The sequence below is a fragment of the Paenibacillus sp. FJAT-26967 genome, from assembly GCF_001541095.1.
GTDB lineage: Bacteria > Bacillota > Bacilli > Paenibacillales > NBRC-103111 > Paenibacillus_F.
Window position 1 is genome coordinate 1 of sequence record NZ_LMXH01000007.1, and the last position, 10,298, is coordinate 10,298.

Annotated in this window: 10 protein-coding genes and 1 pseudogene; 4 read left to right on the forward strand and 7 right to left on the reverse strand. The window is 52.8% G+C overall.

The window, feature by feature from the left end:
* Positions 1-193 precede the first annotated feature (193 nt).
* Both AR333_RS20505 and AR333_RS20510 read right to left on the reverse strand, forming a co-directional pair.
* On the reverse strand, positions 194-886 hold the full coding sequence (locus AR333_RS20505; protein ID WP_068777242.1) for a copper homeostasis protein CutC: 693 nt from the start codon (positions 884-886) through the stop codon (positions 194-196).
* Between the two features lie 235 nt (positions 887-1,121).
* Positions 1,122-1,550 (reverse strand): cell wall hydrolase, encoded by a 429-nt coding sequence (locus tag AR333_RS20510; protein ID WP_068777243.1) that lies wholly within the window; start codon positions 1,548-1,550, stop codon positions 1,122-1,124.
* Positions 1,551-1,730: 180 nt separating this feature from the next.
* On the opposite strand from AR333_RS20510, the gene AR333_RS20515 reads away from it, so the two are divergent.
* Positions 1,731-2,120, forward strand: coding sequence for a hypothetical protein (locus tag AR333_RS20515; protein ID WP_068777244.1), 390 nt, complete (start codon positions 1,731-1,733; stop codon positions 2,118-2,120).
* A 107-nt stretch (positions 2,121-2,227) separates the two neighbouring features.
* On the opposite strand, the gene hisJ is transcribed toward AR333_RS20515, so the two are convergent.
* The 3 genes from hisJ to AR333_RS20530 form a co-directional block, all read right to left on the reverse strand.
* Positions 2,228-3,058 (reverse strand): histidinol-phosphatase HisJ, encoded by an 831-nt coding sequence (gene hisJ, locus AR333_RS20520; protein ID WP_068777245.1) that lies wholly within the window; start codon positions 3,056-3,058, stop codon positions 2,228-2,230.
* Positions 3,059-3,088: 30 nt separating this feature from the next.
* Positions 3,089-3,574 (reverse strand): FixH family protein, encoded by a 486-nt coding sequence (locus AR333_RS20525; RefSeq protein WP_253735928.1) that lies wholly within the window; start codon positions 3,572-3,574, stop codon positions 3,089-3,091.
* Positions 3,575-3,839: 265 nt separating this feature from the next.
* Positions 3,840-4,847 carry a hypothetical protein gene (locus AR333_RS20530; protein ID WP_068777246.1) on the reverse strand — a complete coding sequence of 336 codons (1,008 nt, stop codon included), beginning with the start codon at positions 4,845-4,847 and terminating at the stop codon, positions 3,840-3,842.
* Positions 4,848-5,071: 224 nt separating this feature from the next.
* Here AR333_RS20530 and AR333_RS20535 point away from each other — a divergent pair, with 224 nt between their 5' ends.
* Both AR333_RS20535 and AR333_RS20540 read left to right on the forward strand, forming a co-directional pair.
* Entirely contained in the window at positions 5,072-5,971 is a 900-nt protein-coding gene (locus AR333_RS20535) for a manganese catalase family protein (RefSeq protein WP_068777247.1), read from the forward strand.
* Between the two features lie 290 nt (positions 5,972-6,261).
* Positions 6,262-6,600 (forward strand): helix-turn-helix domain-containing protein, encoded by a 339-nt coding sequence (locus tag AR333_RS20540; RefSeq protein ID WP_068777248.1) that lies wholly within the window; start codon positions 6,262-6,264, stop codon positions 6,598-6,600.
* A 176-nt stretch (positions 6,601-6,776) separates the two neighbouring features.
* On the opposite strand, the gene gcvH is transcribed toward AR333_RS20540, so the two are convergent.
* Positions 6,777-7,169, reverse strand: a complete 393-nt coding sequence (gene gcvH, locus AR333_RS20545; RefSeq protein WP_068777249.1) for a glycine cleavage system protein GcvH — start codon at positions 7,167-7,169, stop codon at positions 6,777-6,779.
* A 177-nt stretch (positions 7,170-7,346) separates the two neighbouring features.
* Here gcvH and AR333_RS20550 point away from each other — a divergent pair, with 177 nt between their 5' ends.
* Positions 7,347-8,726, forward strand: a complete 1,380-nt coding sequence (locus tag AR333_RS20550; protein WP_068777250.1) for a hypothetical protein — start codon at positions 7,347-7,349, stop codon at positions 8,724-8,726.
* Between the two features lie 122 nt (positions 8,727-8,848).
* On the opposite strand, the pseudogene AR333_RS25185 reads toward AR333_RS20550, so the two are convergent.
* Positions 8,849-10,298: pseudogene (locus AR333_RS25185) on the reverse strand (collagen-like protein); the annotation flags it as partial.

Below are 10,298 nucleotides of genomic sequence, written 5' to 3' on the forward strand. Positions count from 1 at the left end.
CAGGCAAAATTAAACGGCCTCAGTCCCGTGGAGTTCAGGACTAAGGCCGCCTAGTGTCTTTACTTATTTATAGTGTCTACTTGACGGGGTGCAGTTCACCCGTGAGATAGTCTTTTTTGATGTTCATTATAGCGGTTCCCCACAAGAAGACGAGAAACATTCGGGCTCCTCTTCGAGAAAACAACCCGGCTCTTTATGAGAACGGAGCCAGGATCTCATGCAGCTCATTGATTTTGCCGGGATCTATCTCGTCTTCCACACCTTTGGGCCCGCGGACCGCACTGCCGAAATGCACTTCCTTCACACCCGTACCGCTTATGAAAGAGGCGAGTGAAGCTGCGCCAAGGCCGCTGCCGGCCAGGATCGTAATGTGAGAATTCCGGCTCATCTCCACCAATTCTCTCATCCGGTCTACCGCATCCAGTGCGCTGGGCTTGCCCCCGGACGTCAGAATACGGCGGATCTGCCGGTAACCCGACAGAAAATCGTACGCGGCCAGCTGATCCTGAACGACATCAAAAGCGCGGTGGAAGACAACTTCCATATCACCCGCTTCTGCCAGTAAGGCTTCCAGCACCGGCACATCGATCTGACGGTCTGTAGTAAGCGGACCAATGACAATTCCGGCCGCACCGATCTCCCGGATCATCCGGATATCTCTCAACATCGCACGGACATCATCCGGATCGTACACGAACGATTTGCTGTGCGGTCTGACCATGACTGCTGTCGGGATCCTGACGCTGTTCACCGTTCCTTCGATCAGTCCGGCGCTCGGGGTTAATCCCCCTTCTTTCATTCCGGTAACCAGCTCCAGCCTGTCCGCTCCGGCTGCCTCGGCCGCCTTGGCATCTCCGACTGTTGTTGCAATGACTTCGAGTAACATCTGATCTCCTCCGAATCCGTTCTTGTTTCCTGGCCGCTATTTAAGGGCCTGTCTGTGTTATTTTACCACAAGAGAGCATTCGGGTACTACAGCAACGAATGACGAACAAGTAAGGGCTGCTGCCCGGGGAGAGCCGGGCAAACGGCGAAAAACCGTTCGTATCGAACGGTCCTTCGTCAGCGATGATGTCTGTTACCAAGAAAGCCTACAATGCAGAAGAACCTGGCAGGACGAATTAGTAATTAAAAACTGCCGGGCAGTCTTCTACCGTCGGCGAGAAGAAACAATGGTTCTTGAAGCGCCCTGAGTTCGCCTGATCGTACCAGGTAGGAGGGCAGCCGCCTTCCGGCCGGAAAAACCAGAGAGAATTCCTTGCGGGATGTGTCCGTTCCCCGTTGATCGCACGCTTGGCAAGGCGGATATCGCGATCTCTGGCGGCCTGATAAAAATATCCTTTGATCGTAGCCTCAAAACCCCCGGGACGCTGAAATACCATTTGTTCAAGATTGCGGATATTTTTAAAATCAAGGCAATTAGCCAGTACGCGGTTGACCCCCACGTTACCGACCATCAGCATACCCAGTTCCCCTTCTCCTTCAGCCTCAGCACGCATTAGCCGGGCAAGCAATTTCGTTTGTGCAGCATTCGTTTTAATAATCGCCAATTTCATGTGCCTCCTTCTTGACTCATTCGTCCTGTATGTATTGTATGGGGCTGCTGCCTGCATGGTACTTTCCCCATCCCCGTATCACTGCGCCTATAACAGACAGGAGCCCACGCCCGGCAAGGCGTCTGCACATATACTACAGCGAGAAGAGAAGAAACGAACCGGAGGGAAAAATTTATGCATACCAAAGATCTGCATTCTCTGTGTCAAAGCTACATGAACCGCTATGTTCGGGTACAAACGAAATCAGGTCAAACGTGGGAAGGCACTCTTATCCATGTGGACCTCCATTATGTTCAGATCCGGGTCCCCGGCTATCCGGTCTACGGGCAAGGAGAGCACAGCCACGGGCAGCACCTCCAGCTGCAGGGACAGCCCGGTTACGGACAGGGAATTAGCGGAGGATATGCCGGAGCCAAAAAAAGCTGCGGGTGCGGCGGTGGACGGGAATCCGGACCGGAGCTTGAAACAAGGGCCTTCTTCCCTCCTTTTGGAAACCCCGGCTACAATGACGCCATCCTTACGCTTGCTTTGTTCGATCTGCTGACGCTTGTGCTCCTGATGTAGCTTACTGATCCAGCCGGGCAGAGCAAAGAACCTTCAACTCACGGACTATCCGTTGAGTTGAAGGTTCTTCAGGGTGTGCGCGGCGGCTGTGGCGGTCCGGCCGGGGCTTAGCGCTTTAGTCCGCCCACAGCCGCCTCGAACCAGGCCCAATCCGCACCTACATGCTCCGGCTTGTGCGTGTCGGAGCCGTACACGAGCGGTATGCCGCGCTCTGCGCATGCTGCAAGGAAACTCTGCGGCGCATAGGCTTGTCCGCAGGTCGGCACTCGCAGTCCCGCGACGTTCACGTCGATGCCCAGACCGGCGGCTTCCAGCTTAGGCAGCAGCCCGGCCAGCCTGCGCTCGACCAGTTCCGGATCGATTGGCGGCAGCGCCTCCCGGAACTTCTCGATAAGCTGCACATGTCCGAGCCGTTTGCGCATCGGAAGTGCGGCCGCCCATTCGATAGCCTGCTCGACATGGTTGTAATATTCGTTTACCACAGCATCCATCGTGCCGTAATAAGAAAGCAGTCCGTCGCGGAAATCATCCGCTTTGTAATCCAGACAGCGGATGCCGCCTCGGCCGGGGAGGTAATGCACAGAAACGAGTACATCTTCAAGACGACCGCCATACCGTTCCAGCAATTCATTGGAGAAATCTTCACGACCATGCAGATAATCCATTTCAAGACCGACTGTTACCTCCAGCCGCTCTTCGTAGCGCTTCTTCATCTCTTCCGCGTAAGCCAGGTAAACCGGCAGCTCTTCCAGCGGCATAGCCAATTCCGCCATCAGCTCCGGGTCGGCTACCCACTGCTCCGGCAGCGGCGGGTGCTCGCTGATCGTGTACCTCTGGAAGCCCAGTTCAATGGCACGATCCAAATAAAGGGGCTGTTCGGCCGGATTGCCATGGTAACAAAACTTCGTATGTGTATGTCCGTCCCACTTGAAGATCACGCGAATTCCCTCCCTTTTGCTCCTTGCATCTTATTCTACTTTAAGCTCCACCTGAGGCATCGTATGCATAGTCCTGGCGGAAACATGGGAAATAATCGAGTAATTTCCCGGCTCCGTAAACTTCTTTTTCAAGGTATAAGCACCGTTTTGGCCGTGTTCCGCTTTAATTTTCTCATGCTTGTCGTCCGGTGTCCCTTCCTTCCATACTTCGAAAAGAACCTCCTCCGCATCGTCAACCGGTTTGCCTGCCTGAGTAACAATTACTTCTACAGTAGCCGTCGATCCTGCTTTTACCGGCTCCTGGGGAAGCTTCACCTCCGCCTCGATAGGCGTAAGAGCATCCGCCCCTCCGGGCAGATTGCCTCCGGCGGTATGCCCTTCGTGCCCGCTCCCTCCGGAAGAGCTTCCGCATCCTGCCAGCGCCATAATCGCGATCATCATCAGGACGGCCAGCCGCATAGAGGGACTGAAGTGCCGACGCCTTGTTTCTTGTCCTCTTGAAACTTTCGTTCTCACATTAAAGCCTCCTAAACATATCCGCTATTGAGAGTTCATGTCTTACGACACATAAGCACAGTGTTATGATAGTACTGCTTTCTTATAACCAAACACATTCATTATACCTGTAAGCCGCCGGAAACGGGATAGCTCTTCTGGGCCCTAATTGTAACAAAGCCGTGACAATTGACAGACACTCCCTTATTCTTAACAGCGAAAAAGACCCGCAATCACCATCCTGATGGCTGCAGGTCTTCTATAGCCGGCTGGAACTTCAGCCGGTTTAACGGCCTATTTCCAGTTTAATTTCCACTTTCTTTTTCAATTTACCGCCGTCATCATAGGTTTTTACCAAATCACCCTGGAATTTCTCTCCCTCTGCGCCATACGTATCCTGAAGCATTTTCCAGCTGTCCTTCTCCACTTTGGAAGTAAGTACGACGGAATATTTACTTTTCTCCTTCGGCTTCTGGAGCACAAGTTCAAAAGAGCCATCCGGACTCACCTTGGTATGGCGGGCATAGCCACTCGTCCAGTGATTCGGAATTTCTATATCTCCGCTTAATTTGCTGCCTTCAAGCAGATTACTTGTGCCTTTGATGTACACATACTTATCGTCCTCTGTTAATTCCGGCTTCATCCACACGGCTGATTGTCCGTAGTCGGCGGGTTTATTCCACTTTGGCTGTTCCAATGCGATTTTGCCTGACGGTTCCTTGTCCTTGTTATCCACTACAGCGGTTATCCTTGCCACCTTCTCCGTCTGCTCCCCGCTGCCCGTTATATACACGAGAGGCCCTGTGAGCTTCTCCCCTTTCTTGCCGTATACAGGTTCTAGCGCGGCACCTTGGAGATCCGGCTTAAATTCCACATGGATTTTCAGCACATCTTTAAAATCAGGCTTTTTGAGCTTCGCCTCAAAGCTCCCATCCTCTCCGACTTTCACCGTATTGCTGTAGCCAATGACGGTATGATTCGCCGCCTCTATATAAATACGCACGATGGCTGTCGGAAGAAGGTTACTCTTGCCTTTCACAACGACTGAATCCTCCGTGAATTCCACGTCCCCGCTGAACGTTATTTCCAGAGTGCCCTGATTTGCCGAAGTTCCCTTCGAATCAGTAACTTTGTAATCGACTTTCCCCTTTTCCTCGCCGGCAGGCGTTTGAATCGGAGCCGGTGTAGATGCCGCCTGCTCATCCGGGGCTTCCCCCGAATTGCAGCCGGTTGCCATCACCATAGTGATTGCTGCAGCGGCTGCAACCGCCCCCCACTTATGTCTCATCTTCATCTGATCTTCCCCTCTGCATACTTTCTCTTTCTGTATTTAATCCAAAATCTTCCCTTCCCAAACGACAAAGAAGATTATTTCACTTATTCGCGGATTTTTTTATCTTTACTCCCCTATACCAGCCCGGCCCTTCACTTCCGGAAACTTATTTGTATAATAGCCAAGCAGCCCGGCATAAGCCTAACGGTAAAGTGATCACCCCAATCCGTCTGGAGGGACTTATCTTGATTACAAGAATCAACCGACTCGCGATTGAACTGCCGAAGCCGGATCATCCGGATGCCAATGCCGCTTCTGCTATTCAGGAGCTTCTGGGGGGACGTTTCGGTGAAATGTCCACCCTCAACAACTACATGTTCCAATCGTTTAATTTCCGCGGCAAAAAGAAGCTGAAACCGTTCTACGATCTGGTCGCCAGTATAACTGCGGAGGAGTTCGGCCATGTGGAACTGGTCTCCAATGCGATTAATCTGGTGGCAACCGGGACGACGTTCCCCGGCGATCCGGACATTACTCCTATGAGGGACGCCGTAGATAAACGCAATACCCAGCAATTCATTGCCACTGCACAAACCGCTATGCCAGCCGATTCAATGGGGAAGCCCTGGAACGGCGACTATGTATTCAGCAGCGGAAATTTAATCCTGGATCTGCTCCATAATTTCTTCCTCGAATGCGGGGCTCGTACGCACAAAATGCGGGTATACGAAATGACAGACCACCCCGTAGCCCGGGAAATGATCGGCTATCTGCTCGTCCGCGGCGGCGTTCATGTCGTCGCTTACGCCAAAGCGCTTGAAGTCGCAACGGGTGTAGATGTAACCAAAATGCTGCCGATTCCGAATCTGAGCAACAGCAAGTTCGATGCAACGCGCAAATTCGAAGCCCAGGGACTGCATCTTAAGCTTTATACATTCAGTGAGACGGATTACAAAGATATTCGCTACATTTGGAAAGGAAATGACCCCGAGAGCGGACAGCCTCTCGAAGTAATAGAAGGAATTCCAGAGAACAGCGGGCCGATTCCGGACCTGGAGGAGCTTCCCGAGGAGTTTGCGCCCGGCATTTCTGCCGAAGATTTCATGAAGATTGCACAGCGGCTGCAGCGGTCGGCGGGATTATAAATCAGCCTGCTCATTTAAACAAACGGGTGAAAATCGTATACAAATACAAGATTTCCAGTACGATACAGACCAGAAAGAACAGCAGGAATAACGTTAGAAATGCGTTACCGACAGATTGGGCAGCTTTTCGCAAAAATTTAAAATTCCGCAGGGCGATCATCTCCTACTTTTAACCCCTGATACCAGTATATAGTTTGCATCTTTTAGAGTAAATAACGTCATAAATTATCTTATAAGAACATGTTGTGACCGTATTTATTTGTCTACACTGGTAGTAGGAGCGTGGGCAGATGGATAAACAGAATGAGTTTTTAAAGATGCTTGGGGCTAGAATTAAAAGTTTACGGGCCGAAAAGGGATACACCCAGGAGCAGCTTGCGGAGGCGATGCAGACTTCCTATTCCTATGTCGCCGCAATCGAACGCGGTACTAAGAATGTAACGGTAGAGACTCTTTACAAAATCGCTCATGCGCTGGATACCACGGTACAAGAACTATTTACCTATGAGGAAACGATGTACCAGCAGAGCAGCAAAGATACCGCCATGCGTATTCTGGAGCTGCTGGCTCAGCAGAACAAATCGGATAGCGATAAAGCTTACCGCATTTTGCTGGAGCTGTTCAGATAACGAGCCCTTGTTAATGTGCAAAAGCCTGTGAGCCTTTCTGAGAAGAAAAGGTTCACAGGCTTTTTGAACGGGCGGGAGCATACCGTTCCCTGCTCATTGAAAAAGGCATCCTGCCGGGTCCCCCCTTACAAGATGCCGTAACGCAAGAAAGTGTCGTTTCCCTGTTCCGGATTCGCCTAGGATTCCGACGAAATGTAGGCTTTGTACTGCTCGGCTGTCATCAGCGACTGAATGGCTTCCTTGCCCGTAATGTCAATAACGGCAACCCAGCCCGCCCCATACGGCTCGCTGTTGACGAGCTCCGGAGAGTCTTCCAGCGCACCGTTCGTCTCCGCTACAATACCGATGACCGGTGAGATCAGGTCGGAAACGGTTTTGACCGATTCTACGCTGCCCAGCATATCGTCCGCCTTGACCGGAGCGCCTACTTTGGGAAGTTCCACGAACACGATATCTCCCAGCTGTTCCTGTGCAAAAGGCGTCATTCCTACACGCACCTGCGTATCGGACAACACCTCTACCCACTCATGATCTTTGGAATAAAACAAACCCGATTTCACTTCACTCACGATTCTACCGCCTCACTTTAATTCATACGATGATATTTTTAGCTTACCCGAATGAAAATGGACAAGTCAAGTTAGTAAGCCCCTTCTATTGACAGCCACTTTAAAGGGTGTTAACATCCTTTTAATTTCCTACTTTTCTCATAGGATTAAATTGGTATCGGAAAGGATGACATTTCTATGCACTTAATCTCACGTACTCGTTTATCCCGAATCGGCACTCTGGCTGTAACGGGGGCACTGCTTCTCTCCTTATGGTCTGCAGGACCCGTGCAGGCAAATCAAGTGCCGCCTCCGGCCGCTGCCGCCCAGTCTGCTGATGACTACCAGCAGTTTATTAAGGAACAGTTCGGTTACTCGCTGCCGCCCTCTCCTACCAAAGGAGATTTCATCTTGGCAGTAGCCGGCGTACTCGGTCTACAGTCCAGCGGCATCGCTAACCCGTTCCAGGATATCAGTGTGACTTCCTCAGTCTATAAGCCTGCACTCGCCTTGTACGAAAGCGGCATTCTAACCTCGGATATATTGGGTGAAGACCAGCCTCTGACGCAAAGCACTGCGCTGTACATCGCGGTTAAAGCTGCCGGACTGAAGGAACTGGCGTATACATACCCGGCGGACAAAGCCGCCAAAGCTCTTGCCAAGATTCAGCCCGGCGAAGCTCCTGCCCGGGGACTTACCCCTCAAGCGGCGCAGGAATTAGCAGCGGCCGTAGATACGGGTTTACTGCCTGAGACTCTCCATGCCGGTTTTGAATTAAACAAGCCTGCCTCCGCTTCATTCGGAATCCTTGTACTCGGCAAGGTGCTGGAGGCTAAAGGATTGTACAAGCACTACCTCGGCAGTGTGTCTGATCCGGATATCACACGTATCGTCCGGGATGCCTGGAGATACCAGAGCCTTGTCCAGCAGCCTGAACTGCAGGATACCGCCGATCAAGCTCTCCAAGCAGGCCTCATTACCGGCTACAACATTAAAGACAACCGGTTCACTCCAAACTTCGAGAAACAGCGTACTCTTACCTACGGCCACAGCGAAATTGACCATGCACTGCAGCTCATCGGCCTTCTTCGAAGCGAAGGAATCGATGCCAAGGTACAGTTGGAGCCGAAAACATCCGCCTTTATTTATTTGAAAGAATGGGGAGAGCCTGTACAAACCGATGACTACAAAGTCGTGCAGATCAAGAACGGCAACTTCATCGCCTACGCGAAGGAATATGATCTGTCTTTGGAATTCGTGACTGCCGGACAGAAAGCCCGTTTTCAAGACATTGTCCTTCAATACGCCAAAAAAGACAGCGAGGATCAGACCGGCCTCATCGCTCATTCCTGGTGGCAGCCGCTGTACTATTCAAGAACAGAACTGGCTGACTATGAGGTCATAACGAACAACAAAATTACGAAGGGACATCATTATGTCCAGTCGTTCTCATTGAACGAACAATCCGAGGCTATAGCCGCAGGGTTTAAAAAAATCAGCCCGCAGTCCGAGGTAGAAACCTATAAATTCTGGGTGGACGGACCATTCTACAACTATTTGCTCGGTGAGTCTAAATAAATGAAGCAATCCCCTGAAGCGCAATCCGGTGCAGGAACCGTTTGCTTTCAGGGGATTTTTAGAATAGAGCAAAAAAATCTCCCCTAAGCCCAAGGCAGAGGGGAAGCATGAAATTTGTCAGATTAGTCCAGCTTCTCGATGATGATCTCGGCATTCGTACCGGCACCGCTCAGCGTCAGCGTAAGACCTGATACGTTCAATGTGAGATTGCCCGGCGTAGTTGCCTGGAATAGAAGATCTCCCGTAATAATGCCTCCGGCAATCAAGAGCGAGAACACAGAACTGCTCGGTTGAGGAATAGCTGTCCCGGTGAAGTTGGCAGACACCGAAGAAAGAAGACTAAGTGTTCCTGTGTACACATTGAAACTTACCCGGTAATAGCCGGGGGTGTTGATAACAAACGTCGTAGTCGGTGTTGTCGGGCTTGCCGTTATATCCGTTCCAAAAAGTACTCCTGGCGTGTTGAATGGGACTGTTCCACCCGCCGTAATGGTTGTTCCACCTGTATTCGAACGACTGGCAAATGCAGGAAGTCCCGTCCCTGTTGCTCCAGTTTCTCCCGTTGCTCCTGTTGCTCCTGTTGCTCCATCAGCTCCCGTGGCACCCGTTGCACCTGTAGGTCCAGTTGGTCCTGTAGCTCCGTCAGCTCCCGTTGCACCTGTCGCTCCACCGGCTCCTGTGGCACCTGTTGCTCCATCGGCTCCCGTTGCGCCCGTTGCGCCATCGGCTCCCGTGGCACCTGTCGCTCCATCAGCTCCCGTGGCACCCGTTGCACCTGTCGGTCCAGTTGGTCCTGTAGCTCCAGCAGCTCCCGTAGCGCCTGTCGCTCCGTCGCCTCCCGTGGCACCCGTCGCTCCGTCAGCTCCCGTGGCACCTGTCGCTCCATCGGCTCCCGTTGCGCCCGTTGCTCCATCGGCCCCCGTTTCGCCCGTTGCTCCATCGGCCCCCGTTGCGCCCGTTGCTCCATCGGCCCCCGTTGCGCCCGTTGCTCCATCAGCTCCCGTAGCACCTGTCGCTCCATCGGCTCCCGTGGCACCTGTTGCTCCATCAGCTCCCGTGGCACCTGTTGTTCCATCGGCTCCTGTGGCGCCTGTCGTTCCAGCAGCTCCCGTAGCACCTGTTGCTCCATCGGCTCCCGTGGCACCTGTTACTCCATCGGCTCCCGTTGCGCCTGTCGTTCCATCAGCTCCCGTGGCACCTGTCGCTCCATCGGCTCCCGTTGCACCTGTTGCTCCATCGGCTCCCGTTGCACCTGTCGCTCCATCAGCTCCCGTTGCACCTGTTGCTCCATCAGCTCCCGTGGCACCTGTTGCTCCGTCAGCTCCCGTGGCACCTGTTGCTCCATCGGCTCCCGTGGCACCTGTCGCTCCATCGGCTCCCGTAGCACCTGTTGCTCCATCGGCTCCCGTGGCACCTGTTGCTCCGTCAGCTCCCGTGGCACCTGTTGCTCCATCGGCTCCTGTTGCTCCTGTTGCTCCATCGGCCCCCGTTGCGCCCGTTGCTCCATCGGCCCCCGTTGCGCCCGCTGCTCCATCGGCCCCCGTTGCGCCCGCTGCTCCATCGGCTCCCGTG

Bases quoted from the DNA above. Each gene is read 5' to 3' on its own strand.
- AR333_RS20550 (WP_068777250.1), top strand. From the start codon at position 7,347: ATGCACTTAATCTCACGTACTCGTTTATCCCGAATCGGCACTCTGGCT.
- AR333_RS20540 (WP_068777248.1), top strand. From the start codon at position 6,262: ATGGATAAACAGAATGAGTTTTTAAAGATGCTTGGGGCTAGAATTAAA.
- AR333_RS20505 (WP_068777242.1), bottom strand. From the start codon at position 886: ATGTTACTCGAAGTCATTGCAACAACAGTCGGAGATGCCAAGGCGGCC.
- AR333_RS20530 (WP_068777246.1), bottom strand. From the start codon at position 4,847: ATGAAGATGAGACATAAGTGGGGGGCGGTTGCAGCCGCTGCAGCAATC.
- AR333_RS20515 (WP_068777244.1), top strand. From the start codon at position 1,731: ATGCATACCAAAGATCTGCATTCTCTGTGTCAAAGCTACATGAACCGC.